General features: G+C 42.6%; 15 protein-coding genes. 6 read left to right on the top strand and 9 right to left on the bottom strand.

Translation table 11 applies throughout. From position 1 onward, the window contains the following. Positions 1–236 precede the first annotated feature (236 nt). The 5 genes from HC733_RS04305 (at position 237) to yegD (ending at position 6054) form a co-directional block, all read left to right on the top strand. The gene (locus tag HC733_RS04305) at positions 237–2555 is read left to right on the top strand and encodes a TonB-dependent receptor (RefSeq protein ID WP_190363815.1); all 2319 of its coding nucleotides are present in this window, start codon (positions 237–239) and stop codon (positions 2553–2555) included. A 125-nt stretch (positions 2556–2680) separates the two neighbouring features. Further along, the gene (locus HC733_RS04300; RefSeq protein ID WP_171627488.1) at positions 2681–2980 is read left to right on the top strand and encodes a hypothetical protein; all 300 of its coding nucleotides are present in this window, start codon (positions 2681–2683) and stop codon (positions 2978–2980) included. A gap of 25 nt (positions 2981–3005) precedes the next feature. Next, complete coding sequence (locus tag HC733_RS04295; protein ID WP_190363814.1) at positions 3006–3659, top strand: HAD family hydrolase; 654 nt, start codon at positions 3006–3008, stop codon at positions 3657–3659. 53 nt (positions 3660–3712) lie between these two features. After that, complete coding sequence (locus HC733_RS04290; RefSeq protein WP_190363813.1) at positions 3713–4549, top strand: DNA ligase; 837 nt, start codon at positions 3713–3715, stop codon at positions 4547–4549. 137 nt (positions 4550–4686) lie between these two features. Then, positions 4687–6054 carry a molecular chaperone gene (gene yegD, locus HC733_RS04285; RefSeq protein WP_190363812.1) on the top strand — a complete coding sequence of 456 codons (1368 nt, stop codon included), beginning with the start codon at positions 4687–4689 and terminating at the stop codon, positions 6052–6054. A 22-nt stretch (positions 6055–6076) separates the two neighbouring features. On the opposite strand, the gene HC733_RS04280 is transcribed toward yegD, so the two are convergent. From HC733_RS04280 to HC733_RS04265, 4 genes are all read right to left on the bottom strand, one after another. Then, positions 6077–6535 (bottom strand): methylglyoxal synthase, encoded by a 459-nt coding sequence (locus HC733_RS04280; RefSeq protein ID WP_190363811.1) that lies wholly within the window; start codon positions 6533–6535, stop codon positions 6077–6079. A gap of 5 nt (positions 6536–6540) precedes the next feature. Then, on the bottom strand, positions 6541–7170 hold the full coding sequence (locus HC733_RS04275) for a LysE family translocator (protein WP_190363810.1): 630 nt from the start codon (positions 7168–7170) through the stop codon (positions 6541–6543). 119 nt (positions 7171–7289) lie between these two features. Continuing rightward, positions 7290–9122 (bottom strand): S8 family serine peptidase, encoded by a 1833-nt coding sequence (locus HC733_RS04270; protein ID WP_190363809.1) that lies wholly within the window; start codon positions 9120–9122, stop codon positions 7290–7292. 277 nt (positions 9123–9399) lie between these two features. Further along, positions 9400–10587, bottom strand: coding sequence for a multidrug effflux MFS transporter (locus tag HC733_RS04265; RefSeq protein ID WP_190363808.1), 1188 nt, complete (start codon positions 10585–10587; stop codon positions 9400–9402). Between the two features lie 163 nt (positions 10588–10750). Between HC733_RS04265 and HC733_RS04260 the strand changes: the two genes are divergently transcribed. Next, the gene (locus HC733_RS04260) at positions 10751–11215 is read left to right on the top strand and encodes a hotdog fold domain-containing protein (protein WP_342365983.1); all 465 of its coding nucleotides are present in this window, start codon (positions 10751–10753) and stop codon (positions 11213–11215) included. Here HC733_RS04260 and HC733_RS04255 read toward each other — a convergent pair. From HC733_RS04255 to HC733_RS04235, 5 genes are all read right to left on the bottom strand, one after another. Beyond that, positions 11202–11612: a bactofilin family protein gene (locus HC733_RS04255; protein WP_342365982.1), complete on the bottom strand. Its 411-nt coding sequence runs from the start codon at positions 11610–11612 to the stop codon at positions 11202–11204. The genes HC733_RS04260 and HC733_RS04255 overlap by 14 nt on opposite strands. Continuing rightward, entirely contained in the window at positions 11602–12699 is a 1098-nt protein-coding gene (locus HC733_RS04250) for a M23 family metallopeptidase (RefSeq protein WP_190363807.1), read from the bottom strand. The genes HC733_RS04255 and HC733_RS04250 overlap by 11 nt, the downstream gene beginning before the upstream one ends. 204 nt (positions 12700–12903) lie before the next feature. Further along, on the bottom strand, positions 12904–14217 hold the full coding sequence (gene fahA / locus HC733_RS04245; RefSeq protein WP_190363806.1) for a fumarylacetoacetase: 1314 nt from the start codon (positions 14215–14217) through the stop codon (positions 12904–12906). Between the two features lie 103 nt (positions 14218–14320). Continuing rightward, positions 14321–15367 carry a 4-hydroxyphenylpyruvate dioxygenase gene (gene hppD / locus HC733_RS04240; protein ID WP_190363805.1) on the bottom strand — a complete coding sequence of 349 codons (1047 nt, stop codon included), beginning with the start codon at positions 15365–15367 and terminating at the stop codon, positions 14321–14323. A gap of 456 nt (positions 15368–15823) precedes the next feature. Next, the gene (locus tag HC733_RS04235; protein ID WP_190363804.1) at positions 15824–17257 is read right to left on the bottom strand and encodes a peptide MFS transporter; all 1434 of its coding nucleotides are present in this window, start codon (positions 17255–17257) and stop codon (positions 15824–15826) included. Between the last annotated feature and the right edge of the window lie 86 nt (positions 17258–17343).

Raw genomic sequence — 17343 nt, 5'->3', positions numbered from 1 at the left:
GTTGCTAAAAATTCAAAAAATACTATTTTTTGTTGTTGGCTTGGCAGTAATATTTTAATTTGCTGCTATAATGTGGGCGTCACGTTCAGCCTTGCAGGTTCGCTTTGCACTCTCGGTTGCAAGGTCCGCGTAAAATAAAATCCAAACGCGAAAAATTGAACGTACCACGCCAACGTGATACGGCGACCATACTACCGTTGAACAAAAAGAGTGCACATAAAAGGTTAAATCCCAACATGAAAGCAATGAAAAGATCTACGTTAGCTACATTAATCAATGCAACGTTGTTCTCTGCTGTAGCAGGTACTTCATTTTCTACTCTCGCTGCTGAACCAACCCTTGATGCGAAAAGCAACCAACTTGAAGTGATCCAGATCACTGCACGTAAACGTGTTGAAAATGCACAGGAAGTTCCGGTAAGTGTATCTGCGCTGCAAGGTGACAATCTTGATGCATATAGCTCTGCGGGTATGGATATTCGCTTTATGAATGCGAAAATTCCTAGCTTATCTGTAGAGTCTTCTTTTGGCCGTACATTCCCACGCTTTTATGTTCGTGGACTTGGCAACACAGATTTCGATTTAAATGCATCTCAGCCTGTATCACTGGTGGTTGACGAAGTTGTGCAAGAAAACCCTATTCTAAAAGGTTTCCCTGTATTTGACATTGCACGTATTGAGGTACTTCGTGGTCCACAAGGCACGTTGTTTGGCCGTAATACACCAGCGGGTCTTGTGAAATTTGACTCAGTTAAGCCAAGTCAGTCGTTTGATGCTTACGGTGCAGTTTCTTACGGTAGCAAAGGCGCCGTTGACTTTGAAGGTGCTGCGGGTACTGGTTTAACAGACCGCTTATCTGCACGTGTTTCTGTACTTTGGCAAGATAAAGAAGATTACATTGATGTTAAAGCACCTGGTTTTGAAAAGAAGGATTCACTAGGTGGCTATGATGAAAAAGCGGCACGTCTTCAGTTCTTGTACGAAGGCGAGGATTTTACAGGTCTTTTAAATTACCATGTACGTGATTTAGATGGCCGTCCAATTGCATTTCGCGCCAATTTAATCGAAAAAGGCACAAACAATATCAACCCGATTTACGATAACGATGTTGTTTATCATGATGCCGCTTCTCGCTCTACTCAGCAGGTTGACTCTCAAGGTCTAAACCTTAAGTTAGAGTGGGATTTAGCAGAGCACACTGTTACCTCTATTACTGCTTGGGAAAGTGCAGAAATTTACTCTCGCGCAGATGTTGATGGTGGCTACGGCGCTGCGTTTATCGGCTTCCAAGGCCCAGGTACCATTCCGTTCCCATCAGAAACAGCGGATGCTATTCCTGATCATGACCAATACACACAAGAGCTGCGCTTATCAAGCAACTTCTCTGGGGACTTCAATTATCAAATTGGTGTGTTCTTGTTTGAAGAAGATTTAACAATTGAAAGCTTCTCTTACGATACATTAAGTTACGACGCAGCGGCTAATAACTACGGCCTACAAAATGGTTACGCAGTACAAAATCAAGATACCTCAGCTTGGGCTGTGTTCGGTTCATTTGATTTCACTGTAACAGATGACCTTAAAATTACAGCGGGCCTTCGTTATTCAGATGATGATAAAGAGTTCTCAGCAAAGCGTACTAAGAGCCCTATTGGTGCGTCTGATACGTTAGAAAAAACCGCCAACCCAAGTGATAGCCACGTAAGCTGGGATATTAGCGCTGCATACAAGTACAGTGATGATATTAACCTTTTTGCGCGTATTGCGAATGGTTTTAGAGCTCCAAGTGTTCAAGGTCGTATCCTATTTGGTGATGTAGTGACAGTTGCAGATTCTGAGACTATCAACTCAATTGAAGCGGGTATTAAATCGGATGTATTAAACGGTCAAGGCCGTGTAAATGCGACAGTATTCTACTATCAAATGAATGATCAGCAACTAACAGCTGTTGGTGGTGGTGCAAACTTCAATCGCTTGATCAATGCCGACAAAACAACTGGCTACGGTTTTGAATTGGATACAGAGTGGGTACTTACTGATGAGCTAAATGCGACAGCAAACTTAAGCTATAACCACACTGAACTTGACTCACCTGGATTGGAAGTGGGTGCATGTGGATCTGCGTGTACAATCACAGATCCTTACCGCCAAGTGGCAAATCCATTTGCAGCTGACGGAGATGGCTTTGACGAAATAGCTAACATCGATGGTAACAGTTTACCGCATGCTCCTGAGTGGATTGCTAACGCAACGCTTCGTTATACAACCGAAGTGCAAGGTGGTGACTTCTTTGTTTACGCAGACGTTTCGTACCGCAGTGAAATTGATTTCTTCTTATACAAAGCGGTTGAGTTTAAAGGCGATGCGTTATTTGAAGCTGGCTTACGCTCAGGTTACATGTGGACGTCGGGTGACAATGAATATGAAGTCTCTGCATTTGTTCGTAACCTATTTGATGAGCAAGTGGTTATTGGTGGTGTTGATTTCAACAACCTAACCGGTATGTTGAATGAAGAGCGCTACATTGGTGCCGAGTTCAAAGTTCGTTTCTTCTAAAAACAGCCCAAATGATCATACATGATGAAAAAACCCGCGTTTGACGCGGGTTTTTTATTACCTGTAATGAAAAGCACAGCGAGAGCTGATAAAGTCATACAAATCATATAATGAAGAGAATAACTATGTCTGGATTTTGGAATTATCGCGTGATCTTTTGCGAAGCAACAAAAGATGAAGAGGCGCTTTATCAAATTCATGAGGTTGAATATAACCTAAATGGAAAAGTTACCAACTGGTCTGAAACAGGCGCAGCGCCTTTTGGACGAACAATTGATGAATTGCTTGCGGATACTGAACGTTTAAAATCAGCATTTGAAAAACCGATATTGAAAGTTGTTAGAAAGCCAAGAGGCTATGAACTCGTTGAAGTTGAAAGCGGCCTAGAAGCAAGCGCTGAGCCACCTGCGGGACTAAGCCAATAATTTAAATTTGTTCAAGGAGCGGGTGATGAGTTTACGAGCCATTTTATTTGATTTTGATGGGACCTTAGTGGATTCTGAAGCGCTCCATTTTCAAAGCTGGATGCGAGTTTTAGCTCCTTGGCAAGTGAGCTATGACGAGTTAGCATTTTGTGATGAATTTTCAGGTGTACCAACGCTAAAAACTGCTGAAATACTCAATCAACGGCATATATTGAATTCACAAGCGCACTTGTTAGCTGAACAGAAAAACCGTTTGTTCGTTGATGTTGCTACAACGATGTCGCCCAGACTGATGCCTTATGCAGAGGAAGTGCTTAAACAAGCAAATGAGCATTATATTGTGGCTTTAGTAACAGGAAGTACAAGGGCTGAAGCGTTACCGGTACTTAAGCACTATGCGCTCGATAACTTATTTAGATGTATCGTGTGTAAAGATGATGTTGTGCATCCAAAACCACATCCTGAACCTTACTGCAAAGCGCTTACCCAATTGGGGCTTAAAACTAGTGAGGCGATAGCGATTGAAGACACGCATACAGGGTTAAGTTCAGCGACCTCTGCGGGTTTACAAACAATCGTTGTACCAAATCATCATTCTAAACAACAAGATTTCTCTCAAGCTACTTATAATGTAGAAAACCTACAAGCGGCTTGGCGTACCATAAAACAACTCGCATAACGTCGTTTTTAGACTACATTTTAAGGCTCACGATAAGTGCAAGGAGCCTTAAAATGAAAATATGGATATCGTTAATATTTACCTCCCTTTGGGTTGCATCACAAGTTATCGCGCAGCCGCTACCGCGTATAGAACTTGCTAATCAATATCACCAAAACATCTTAATTTCAGATTACTTAGTCAGTGAAAAATTCGATGGCGTCAGAGCCATTTGGGATGGCCAATCGCTGAGAACTAAAGGGGGTTATGAAATAGCTGCACCAGCTTGGTTTATAGCGCCGTTGGGTATATTACCGCTTGATGGTGAATTATGGTCAGGTTATGGGCAGTTTGCCTTTGTCAGCAAAGTCGTGCGTTCCAAACAAAGCACCGATGCCCAGTGGCAACGCGTGCGATATCTCATTTTTGATTCACCTAATAGTACGCAAACATTTATGGAGCGTTATCAAAATTATAAAGGTGAAGTGTTAAAAATGAATGCTGAGCATATCAAAGCTGTAACACAATGGCAGTTTTATAATGATCAACAGCTAGACGATTACTACCAACAGGTACTTTCTCGCCAAGGTGAGGGGGTTATGTTACATCAAAAGAATGCGTTACATGTTGCTGGACGCTCAGATCGGGTTCTAAAGTACAAGCCATTTCAAGATGCTGAAGCTATTGTTGTGGGCTATTCGCCTGGGCAAGGGAAGTACACAGGTATGATGGGGGCACTCAAGGTAGTCAATGAACAAGGAATTGAGTTTAAAATTGGAACTGGCTTTAGTGATGAGCTTCGTAATAACCCACCTCCAATTGGTGCACAAATAACGTATCGACATCAAGGCTTTACAAAATATGGTAAACCTCGGTTTGCCCGCTTTCAAAGAGTGAGGCCTAAGCTCTAAATTGCCTGTTTGCTCGGTATATAAACTCGAATAGGAAAATCCGCTTATCTGAGGCTGGGGTAGGGATTATTTAGGTTGAGTTTTTATAATTGGCTATGATAATCTGCGCGACCCTTTTTTGGTCGTATGAGGTCGCTATGATTGTTGGTTTTGATTATGGAAGTTCAAATTGTGCAATAGGCACAATGGCGCAGGAACAACAAGTACAACTTGTTGAGCTAGAAGCCGGCCGCTGTTATTTACCCTCTACACTCTATGCCCAGCACAATGCGCTAGTGGTTGATTTTGTGGCAAATAAGCTAAAGGGAACGGATTTTGCTGAATCATATCAGCATTCTCGATCGAGCTTACTCAAAGGCATGCCTGCCATACGCCGAGATCTAGATTTAGCCAGTGGCGAAACAGGTTTGCAGATTGGTACTGCAGCGATTGAAGAGTACATCGACTTCCCTGAGGAAGGCTATTTTGTTAAGTCACCGAAATCCTTTTTTGGCGCAATAGGGCTTAAGCCTCAGCAAATCGCATTTTTTGAAGATATAGCGACAGCAATGATCATGCAAATAAAAGCGCGAGCAGAGCAGCAACTTCAGCAAACAATTACACATACGGTAATAGGGCGACCTGTCAACTTTCAAGCGGTGGGTGGAGAGCAGAGTAATCAGCAAGCGATTGATATTTTAACTAAAGCTGCCAAGCGTGCCGGGTTCAAAGAAGTGGAGTTCTTATTTGAACCACTTGCAGCTGGAATCGACTATGAGTCAAGGTTACATGAAGATCAAAAAGTACTGGTGGTGGATATCGGTGGTGGTACCAGTGATTGCTCCTTTGTACAGATGGGCCCCAGTTTTCGTGGCCGAAGTATGCGAGATCAGGATTTTTTATCACATACAGGTAAACGCCTTGGTGGAAACGACTTAGATATTGCCACTGCTTATCGTAACTTTATGCCACTGTGTGGTTTGGGTTCTACGCTTAAATCTGGTTTGCCAATGCCAAATCAATTGTATTGGCAAGCTTGTAAAATCAATGATCTTCATTTGCAAAGTGAGTTCTACTCACAGGCTAATGCTCGTAACTTGAATGCGATGCTGCGAGATGTGAGTGAACCGAGCAAATTAGCCAGACTATTGAAAATCCAACATAGCAAATTGAGTCATCAAATTGTGCGCCAAGCAGAGCTAAGCAAAATCTCATTATCGAGTAATACACAGCATGTAGCAAAGCTTGACTGTATTGAACCGCAACTATCTCAGGAGATCACTCAGGCGGATCTGAAAGAGGCCGTTAGCGATAGTTTGAAACAGATATGTGATCTTGCACAAGATGCGATCACCTGTGCACAAACGCAACCGGATGTGATTTATTTGACGGGCGGAAGTGCGCAATCGCCACTGCTAAAAGCTGCGCTTACTCAGGCGTTGGGGGATATTCCAATGCTCAATGGTGACAACTTTGGCAGTGTCACCGCAGGGCTTACTAAGTGGGCGCATCAAATCTACAGCTAACAATACCTAGATGGTTGATGGTCTAATCAAGCCGAGTAGCTAAATAGCCTTGGTAGTCAGGTAAGTCTCGCGATATTTCTTGGCTCATGCTAGGGGAGCTGATGAGCAAGTCTGCTGTGACTTCATTACATGCAACCGGAATATTCCACACTGCAGCGAGTCTCAATAGCGCTTTGACATCTGGGTCATGGGGCTGAGATGCCAGCGGATCCCAGAAAAATATCAGCATATGGATCTGGTGTTCGGCAATTTTTGCACCGATCTGCTGGTCGCCACCCATAGGACCGCTGAGTAGCTTTTCTACACTCAAACCTGTTGCTTTTTCGATTACATGTCCTGTAGTGCCCGTGGCATAAAGTTTATGGGCTTGCAGTATCGACTTATGATTCAGGCACCAATTTTTAAGCGCGGCTTTTTTACCATCATGCGCAACCAGTGCAATGTTTTTAGTGATTGGTAAAGTTTGTTCCGTTGTTTGCATCGTTCTCACACTATTAAATTTACCGCTAAGGCAATAAAAATGAACCCTGATATTCTATCTATCCATATCGGGGCGCTTGGATGGCGGCGAAAGTAATCGGCAATTTTATCTCCACCATAAATGTAAGCACAGTCTATCGGAAAGGCGAGTATTGGGTACAAAAGGCCAAATATTGCCAGTTGCAAAGTCGCAGAGGAGAGACTTGGGTCCACAAACTGAGGAATGAAGGCGATAAAAAACAAAGCAACTTTTGGATTGAGGACTTCGGTCATCATAGCCTGGACAAAGACGTTGCCTGATTTTTTTGTACTTACATGGGGTTTATCTTCACATGCAATTTGTTTTTTAAAGGTGTCTTTGAGAGTCATCACCCCCAAATAAGCTAAATATGCTGCGCCAATATAAAGAACGGCGTTATAGGCTGTTTCTGAGGCTTTTAAAATGGCGGATAGGCCAACTACAGCAAAAATGGTGTGTATTACTCCGCCCACCGCAAAACCCAAAGCGCTTTGCATTCCGGCTTGTCGCCCATGAGTGAAAGTCTGTGCCATCAAAAAGGCATTTGAAGGGCCAGGCGCTACAGCGATTACTGCACTGGCGATTAAAAACGAGATTACTGATTCGGGATTGAGCATTATTAATTATTAAAATAACAACAGTACGGCCAGTCTAAGCTGTTTTGATAGGAAAATAAACGGATATAAGGGATAACAAAAAGCGGGCTATCTAGCCCGCTTAAAATTAGGTTGGGTTTTTAGAACACAACAGTTTGAGTATCAGAACAAACAGTTGTACTGCCTTGCTCACATACTTGGTAGATGTAGCTACCGCCGCCCTTGCCACTGATGCTGTCCGTATAGCTATTATCGTTTGCAGTTGTGACAATATTGCTACCGTTGCGATAAATATCTACTTGGCTAGTGCTAGCACCTTGCCAGTTAAGATCTGCAAAGTTGCTACCTTTTTGCTTATAGCCAGAAACTGATAGGCTGATGCTGCCTTCGCCTGGGTTAGTGCCGTTGTCACCGCCTGCACAACCATTTGCAGTTAAGTAAGCGTCCGCATCAGCGGCTTTAACGATACCATAGCCGAAGTAAACATCTTTACCTGCAGCGCCTGCATCTTCAGCGGTTGCCTTAAGTGCTGCGCGGATCTCTTGACCAGTACATTCAGGGTGATTTGACCATACTAGTGCAGCGATACCTGAGACCGCAGGTGTTGCCATTGAAGTACCACTCATGAAACCGTAATCGCTAGTACCGATATCAACAGTTGCACTGCTTGCAGACATCAGTGTTGCACGGTCTTCAAGCGCAGCACCTACTGCTGGGATACTTGTTGCATTAGTATCACCTAATGTGCCATACAGCATACCCGCTTCATTGTTTACGATGATTGCGCCAATACCGCCAGATGCTTCACAGTTAGCTACTTTGTCATGGAAAGAGATATTGCCACGGTCGATTAGGCATACTTTTCCAGCTGCACCTGCGTCTGTCGCTTCAGCAGTACCCATGAAGAACAAGCTACCTGAAACTGTGCCTGAGTTTTCCATTGCAGAGCTTGCTACAACATTACCATCTACTGAAAGGTTAGCTGATGTTGCCATGCCTGCTGGGTAAGTAGAAAGTGTGTCAACACCGCCTGCTGTCACTTCAACACAGATAGTCTCATCTTCAGTTGCGTTTTTACCACGGCCGCTTGCACAGCTTGGGAATTGCGAGAAGTCTGCGATTTGGTTGTTTGCGTCGTTAGCGCCGATCATCATTACTGAAGGGTAGCCAGCTGGATATGAACGTACGTCATTACCATCGTTACCAGCTGCAGCTACAACTAGCCCGCCTGCTGCTGAGAATTGAGCGAATGCATTTGATTCAGTGCTGTTTGAACCGCCACCACCTAAACTCATGCTGATGATGTTAGCACCAGCTTGCGAACATAGGTTTGCTGCGTGCGCTAAGTCTGAAGAGTAACCCCAGCCTTCGGCGTTAAATACTTTAATGATATGCATCGCAACACCAGGTGCCATACCTACAACACCAACGTTGTTGTCAGCAGCACCAATTGTGCCTGCTACGTGAGTGCCGTGAGGACCACCATGCTCATACCAGTTGCCAGTACCAGAGTCGTTATCACCTGTGATGTTACCCCAGATGAAATCAGGATTTGAGCTATCAAGACCTGAGTCGATAACACATACTTTCATACCCGCGTTAGCGTTGAAAGTAACCTGGTTCGCTTGAGATTGATAAACAGCATACGGTGTAAGTTGCTGTGTCATCGCATCTCCAGCGTCATCGTTATAGATGCCAAGAGGAACACGTTTAAAGTCTTGCTCAACTAGTTTTACGTGTGGGTTGTTTAGTAAACCTCTTACTTGAGATAAGTCTTTACCAGAAAATGTTGCAGCGATAAATCCGTCGCCATCCACGTGCAGTTGAGCACCTAACTGTTTTGCTAACGCTTTTACAACGCCTTTATTATTATTTTCAACTTGAATGATGTAGCGGTCATCTGAAGCCTGTGCGCTTGTAGCTGCACACATACCGGCAAACATAAGTGCTGAAGTGAACTTGTTTAGTTTCATTATTATTATCTCTAGTTCGTTAAAATGAGTGAAGCGATTGTTAAACTTGATTGTTAAATAAATAACAATTGATTAACGGGGAGACAGAGTAGATCGAAAGGGCTAGTAACGTAAAGAATAATTTATTTCTTTTTTTATAAAAATTTAGAGTATTTAATTATGTGTATATACGATTTTTGTATTAGTGGAGGTCTAGCAGGTTACATGGTTTACCATTATAGATACATGATTTACAAAGGAAATGATAAGTATATCTATTTGAGTACCTAAGTGCGGTCTAAGCCGCACTGTGTAGGGTTTGTTTATGTTTACCTAATAATGCCAGCATGAACGGTGTTACTAACAATAGGTGCAAAGCTAACTGGTAAGGGGCTGCTAAATGTAGCTGTTGTGTTAATAGGGCTAAAGTTCCCGCTCCACTCATTTGCATTACACCAATAAGCGCAGAGGCGGTACCTGCTTGTTTGGCAAATCCTGACAGTGCTTTACCTGCTGCAGAGCCAAGAGAAAAAGCAAAGCCAATAGAGGCAATATACATCGGCAGCATAAAAGCGGCAGGATGCTGATAACGTGTCGCGAGCAGCATAGTCAAACCACCTAAAATAAATAAACTTAATCCAACGATTAATGCTAGTCGGCTATAGCGTTTGATTAGTATAGGAGCTGTAAAACTGGCAACGATACTTAAAACGGCATTGCCGGTAAACCACGCCGTAAACACAGAAACAGAGCCGTGTAGTTGATTCATGATCCAGCCAGGCGCGGTTGTCACAAAAACCAGCATGGCAGCCATGCCAAGCATAGTAATGCTGGCATTAAACATAAATTCGTTGCTTTTTAGCATTGGCTTGAAGCGGCTTAAATTGAGGATATGGCCTTCATAAATACTATCTGCAGGTTTCGTTTCACGATATAACCACATTAATAATAGCAAGCCGATGACGGCAAAGCCTGACAAAAAGGTAAAGTTACTGCGCCAACCGAACTCTAAGGTTAACCAAGCGCCAAGTAGGGGAGCTAGTGCAGGAATAAAGCACACAATGCCGTTAAGATAAGTGATCATTTGGCCACTTCCTTTATGACCAAAGCTATCTCTAACAATCGCAAAAGCGGCGACAAATGTGGCACATGCCCCAAAGCCTTGTAGTGCTCGAGCTATCATCATCCATGTCCAGCTATCAACGAGTGAAGCTACAACAGCGCCTATCATAAATAGTATGATGCCTACGCTCGCAACAGGCTTTCTGCCGTATTTATCAGCCAAAGGTCCTGCGATTAACTGCCCCAAACCAACTGTGAGCATGTAGATACTAATGGTTTGCTGAATTTTCGATTCAGATACGGCTAAGCCCTGTTGCATCGCTTGAAAAGCGGGTAGATATAAATCGATACCCAATGGGCAAAAAATCACTAATAGAGCGAGGATAAAAATAAGCGTTTTGCTAGTTAAATCAGATTGTGACATGAGGACTCCTTTTGGCGGCTATTCTAATGCGCGAAAATAAAAAGAACAGGACAAAGCGCCGGATCAAAAAAATAAACGGGTAAAAGCTATCTTGAGTGTATTTTCTCAACAGGTCGGATGTGTTAATTTGATTTAACAATTTCGTTTTACATAGGTATGAACTGTGTCAGCCCCATTATTAAAAATATATAAAAGAATGCAGTGGCTTCCATTTGGACAGTGGCTCTTTAGCAAAGCTGTATGTCGTAAGGCGCCTTATTTTGGTTCAATCAAACCCACCATTACGCAGCTTGAACCTGGGTTATGTTGCGCCACAATCCCCAAGCGCAAAGCGGTGTTTAATCACATCGGTACTATTCATGCGATAGCGCAGTGTAATTTAGCAGAATTGTGTGCAGGCGTAATGGTGGATGCAACCGTGCCACATAAAACACACCGTTGGATCCCAAAAGGTATGACTGTGCAATACCTAAAAAAAGCTGAAACAGATTTGAATGCGCAAGCTAAGATTGTCTTGCCCAGACAATGGCAAGACAAAGAAGATTTAATTGTGCCAGTTGAGATTTTTGATAAGCAGGGTAATAAAGTTTTTCACGCAGATATCAATATGTATATTACTGAGCGTTAGTTTTATCTTTACTGCTAGCTTTATCTTTGAATGAGGTGATGTTTGTCACCTCTGTTTTATGGGTAAGCTTACCTTCAATTAAAGCGCCTGCTTCAATACTCAAGGTATCATGCGTAACGTCACCGTGTACTTTAGCGGTTGGCTCTAACATCACTTTATCTGCATCGATGCTACCATTAACTGTGCCTTTTATGCGGATGCGATGAGCTTTAACGTCACCTTCAATTACGCCATGCAGACCAACAATGAGGGTATTTACTACCAAGTCACCAATAACCTTGCCGTCGATTTGCAATTCGCCTTCACAGCGCACATGACCCTCTATTACTGTATTAGGAGAGATCAGTGCTGGAACGCCTGATATCGCTTTATCGTTGCCAAATAAACTACTGAACACGATTGATCACCTTTGTTAACTTGATAGGGTTAATATGTTTGCCGTTTTGCAATACTTCATAATGTAAGTGAGTACTAGTGCTTCGTCCAGTACTGCCCATCAAAGCAATCACTTCAGACTTTTTGATCTGTTGCCCTTTTTTTACTTTGATGGTGTGCAAATGGCCAAATCGAGAGACTAAACCGTGCTCATGTTGGATTTCGATAAACTTTCCGTAGCCGCCATTACGTCCTGCTCTAATTACAGTACCAGCAGCAGGAGCTATGATTTCAGTTTTATGCCAACCTGCTAAATCGACCCCTTTATGGTACGCACGTCGACCCGTAATGGGGTCTTTACGAAAACCAAACTGGCTCGAAATATAATAATCATCTTTAGCTACGGGCATAGAATCAGGCAAGGTCGTGATCACTTGCTCTAAATTATTTAAGGTAACTAGGTTATCTATCGCGTTAAGATAATCCTGAGGCAGCTCTTCTAGTTCTAGTTGGTGATATGGACCACCTTGAGCGAGCGCTGAGTTGTGCTTTGGGGCAATGCCCACTTCAGCCAAGCCGCTACTTAATGTTGCGGCACGATTTTGAATGTTTTCTGAGATAAGGCTAAGCAATTGTTGCTGATTAGACACTAACCTTTGTGCTTGTGCACCAAAGTTATTTTGTTGCTCACCTTGCGATACTTCGCCTTGGTTAGACACGTTATCCGAATTAAGCTGCTCTGTTGTTTGATGCTGCTCATCTAGCCGTTCCAAATGAACGTCAACGTTGTCAGTTGGGGTTGGCATAGGAGTGTTTTCAACATCATTTAACGGCTCAACCAATGAGCTTGGTAAAGCATCCACTAAGCTTTGCAGCATCATTTGTTTTTCAGTGAGCTCGTTGAGAGTTTGCTGCTGCTGGGCAAGCTGCGCTTGCATTTGCTGCTTTTCAGTTAAAAAACGTTGTTTGTCTTCATTGGTTTGCGTGCGCAAAGTGGAAATTGTCGTTTTTTGTTGCGTCACAGATTGTGCATTTATAACAGCCCAAGCTACTGCACCCGATGCCATTGTTAATAGCAAAGGTTGAACCCAGCTTGGTAAGGTGAACATATAAATCTCACCGTTTTGGCGGATTAAAATTTGCCTTGGCTGGAATAATGTCTTAAATAGGCGATTGATTAGCTTCAACATACTTATAAAAATTCTTAAACAACACTTCACAATAACAAGATTAATACAAAAATCCAGTTAATTTATATAATAAAAAGGTGTGCAAATGCACACCTTTGATTTTTATCTGCTTTTAATTTGGGATTATTTAGCAGGTAGAACAGTGCCTTCGACAGAGCCAAAGCCAATGCGATTGAAACCATCGGCTTCACACCAACCACGCATAATTACTTTGTCGCCGTCTTCTAAGAACTTACGTTCTTCGCCATTTGCAAGCGTAATACTCTCTGTACCACCGCGAGAAAGCTCAAGTAAAGAGCCTGCCTCTTCATGCTCTGGGCCTGATTGAGTACCAGAACCAAGCATGTCGCCAGGTAGGAAGTTACAGCCGTTTACTGTGTGATGCGTTACCATTTGCGCCACAGTCCAGTAGCTGTGTTTGAAGCTAGACTCAGATAGTTTTGCTGGGCTTTGCTGTTCTTCGCGCATTTTAGCGGTTTCAAGCAACACATCCATTTGGATATCAAAAGCACCAGCTTCACGGTTGTGAGATGACTCTAAGTATTCCATCGGCTGCGGATCGTTCTCATCACGGTGCCACTGAGTGCGATAAGGAGCTAGCGCTTCAGTTGTAACGATCCAAGGAGAAACTGTTGAGGCAAAGTTTTTCGCAAGGAATGGACCTAATGGTTGATATTCCCATGCCTGTAAATCACGTGCTGACCAGTCATTGAATAGGCAAAAACCAAATACATGGCTTTCAGCATCTTCAATTGAGATTTGCTCACCCAGCTCATTACCATTACCTAAATAGATACCAAGCTCTAGTTCATAGTCAAGGCGCTTACAAGGACCAAATGAAGGGGTATCAGCATCTGGCGCTTTAGTTTGGCCTTTAGGGCGGTGGAAAGCTTGACCAGATACACCTATTGAAGATGAACGACCGTGATAGCCGATTGGTACCCATTTGTAGTTTGGTAATAGTGGGTTATCCGGACGGAATAATTTACCTACCGCAGTCGCATGGTAGATTGAGGTATAGAAGTCAGTGTAGTCACCAATATGACAAGGCATTGAGTATTCAACATCTGCTTGTGCAACCAGTGCGTTTTCAAGTGCCGCTTGATGCTCTGAGCCTTCACGTAGAGCGCGAGATAGCGCTAAACGTAATGCAGACCAATAAGTTTGACCTAGTCCCATAAACTCATTTAGTGCTTGCGCGTTGGCAGCTTCAAGTGCAACTTGCGCTTCACCTGAAAAAATACCGGCATCTGCAACAACAGCAAGATCTAATACTTGATCACCGATAGCAACACCGCCACGGAACTCTTCATTGCTGTCTTTACGACGAAATACCGCAAATGGTAAGTTCTGGATTGGAAAATCTGTGCCAGCTTGGTTTGCACTTGCTACCCAGCTTTTAAGATTAATATCATGAGTTTCGTTAATAAAAGACATTGCCTTTCCTTTTTACTTTTGGTTAGTGCTATTTTGCCCTAACTAAAATGGAAAAAGCAGCTTTTAAAAAAGCTGCTTGTGAAAATAATAACTTTAATAAAGCTTAGATTACGCCGCGACGTTCTTGATCACGCTCGATTGACTCGAAAAGTGCTTGGAAGTTACCTTCACCAAAGCCACCATCGTCAACACGCTGGATCATTTCAATGAAGATTGGACCAAATAGATTCTTAGTAAAGATCTGTAGTAGGTAACAATTTTCACTTTGGCTATCTACTAAGATTTGATGCTCTTTGATCTTCTCTTTATCTTCTTTAACCCAAGGTACACGGTCGAAGATTGTATCGTAGTAGTGCTCAACGATGTCTAACGTAGCAATAGTGCTCTTGTCTAACTGATCTAGTGAACCCACTAGGTCGTTAGTTAAAAATGCTAAGTGTTGTACACCTGGACCGTTGTACTCATCTAGGTACTCATCGATCTGGTTGTTGTTGTCGTCTTTACCTTCGTTAATTGGAATAGAGAAGGTGCCACAAGGCGACTTAAGTGCATAAGATAGTAGCGCTGTTTTTTGACCTTTAATGTCAAAGTAGCGTACTTCTTCAAAACCAAATACGTTTTTGTAGAAGTTAGCCCATGTTTCCATGGTGCCTTTGTAAACGTTGTTAGTTAAGTGGTCAATACGGATAAAGCCTTTGTCTTTAACTATGTTTTGCTCTTGCAGATCTACAAAGTCATTGTCATAAATTGAACCTTTGTCGCCAAATACGTCGATGAAGTAAATAAGGCTGTCACCGATGCCGTAAATTGCAGGGTAAGGTAAGTCTTTGTTAGCAGAGTCAGTCGCAGGTTTTGCACCACGCTCAACAGCAACGTCAAACGCTTTTTGAGCGTCTTCTACGCGCCAGCCCATTGAACAAATTGCTGGGCCGTGGCTCTTAGCAAATGCTGCCGAGAAACCTTCACGCTCGTTATTTAGTAAGAAGTGAATGTCGTTCTGCTTGTAGTAAACGATGTCTTTATCTTTAAACTTTTTAAGTTTTGAGAAACCAAAATCGGTGAACACTTTATCCATATAGTCCGCGTCAGGTGTTGCGTACTCGGTAAACTCGATACCAACTAAACCTAGTGGATTTTTTACTTCACTCATTGTCATACTCCCGCAATTAAGCAAATTGGGTTGCTTGTTAGATTATGTTTTTCAGTAGGTGGATGATTAATCAAAAATACGCAAAGAGGAAGAGTCGGCCTCTATTTAGCTGACAAGCCATATGTAAATTTAGTTGCACAAACACATGCAAAGATGACGACGGTAATGACAGATATAAAAAGCGTACTGCTTTGCTGGCGAAAATAGTAATAAATGCCAAATTTGAGAGGGGGTTATAACAAGGTTTACAAGATAAGTCCTTTGATTTTTATTGTGTTTTTATTTTTGTTGAGTCGTTTGTGTTGGCAGCATATTTTTAATGTGCACTTTTGTGATTTCTCGCAGATGGATAATTGATTGTAAATATTAATTTACAATCGAGTAGTGACAGACGATTAAATACAAAAAAACCGCATGCCAAGGCATGCGGTTTTTATCAAATATTGAGCAAGGAAATTACTGTTTTACAGCAGCAACCTCTAGCTCTTCAGCCAAAATATGCTCTTGTGTGTGTGGCTCACTTGGACCTTCTGCACCATGCATCCAATCAACCAGCTTATCGCTTAATAAATACATCGCTGTAGCTGATAGCAAGGCTGTTGCGCCTAGGCCGATAAAGATACCCATAGCATTGTTAACTGCTTCATGACCTTCGCCAATGAATGAACCTACAACACCTGCAATCTTATTCGCAATCGCGGTACACAGGAACCAAATACCCATCAGTAAAGAAGCAAGACGAAGTGGTGCAAGTTTACTTACCATTGATAAGCCGATAGGTGATAAACATAGCTCACCAAGTGTGTGGAAAAGGTAAAACAAAACTAGCCACATCATGCTGATTTGCATTGAGCCTTCACCTGAACCTTCAGTAACCAATGCAAGCATCATAGTTAAAAAGCCAAGTGCTAAGAATACCAACGCGATAGCAAACTTTATTGGAGAGTTTGGCTCACGCTTATCTAGCTTTAACCAGATCAATGCTACAAGTGGAGCAAAGATGATAATGAAAATAGAGTTTAGAGATTGGAACCAAGAAGCCGGAACTTCAAAGCCCATTAGCATGCGGTCAGTGTAGTCATTAGCGAAAATATTCATGAGACCACCGGCTTGCTCAAAGCCCATCCAGAAAATGATACTGAATACACTCATCGTGAAAATAACTTTAATGCGGTCTTTTTCAACTTTAGTGAGAGGCTCTTTTTTACCTGTACTTGACTGAGCAGCTGATAACTTAGCAGCAGGCACAACACCGATGTCACCTAGATACTTTTTGCTCAAAACCAATTGCATTACAACTGAGATAATCATACCAATACCGGCGACGATAAAGCCTGCTTGCCAGTTAATTAGTGCTGCGATACCACCTGCAGCTAGAGGTCCGAGTGCACCACCTAAGTTGATACCCATGTAGAAAATGGTAAAGGCACCGTCACGACGTTTGTCACCTTCTTGGTAAAGGTCGCCAACCATAGTTGAGATATTAGGCTTAAATAAACCGTTGCCCAAACACAGCAGGGTTAAACCTAAGTAAAATACGTTTTCTTCCATGCCAGCAACCACAGCATGCGGTACACCCATGATAAAATGACCAGCGGCCATTAAAATACCACCAATGATAATCGCTTTTCGCTGACCTAGAACGTTGTCTGCTAACCAGCCACCAAATAGTGGAGTCAAGTAAACAGCCATGGTGAATGTACCATAAAGGCTAAGTGCATCGGCATTAGACCAGCCAAAACCACCATCTTGTGTCATAGCAACTAGGTACAAAACTAAAATGGCGCGCATGCCATAGTAGCCAAATCTTTCCCACATCTCTGTGCCGAACAACAGGAATAAACCCTTAGGATGACCTAAAAACTCTCCTGAATTAGGTAATGAACTCATATGTACTTCCTAATTAAATCAAATGTGTTGTGAGGCCTTATAATAATCATTACGTGCAAATAGTTATGTAATTTGAACGGGTGGCC

This window comes from Pseudoalteromonas sp. S16_S37 (assembly GCF_014694405.1).
In the GTDB taxonomy this organism is placed as follows: Bacteria; Pseudomonadota; Gammaproteobacteria; order Enterobacterales; family Alteromonadaceae; genus Pseudoalteromonas.
This window is presented reverse-complemented; position numbering and strand designations above follow the sequence as displayed.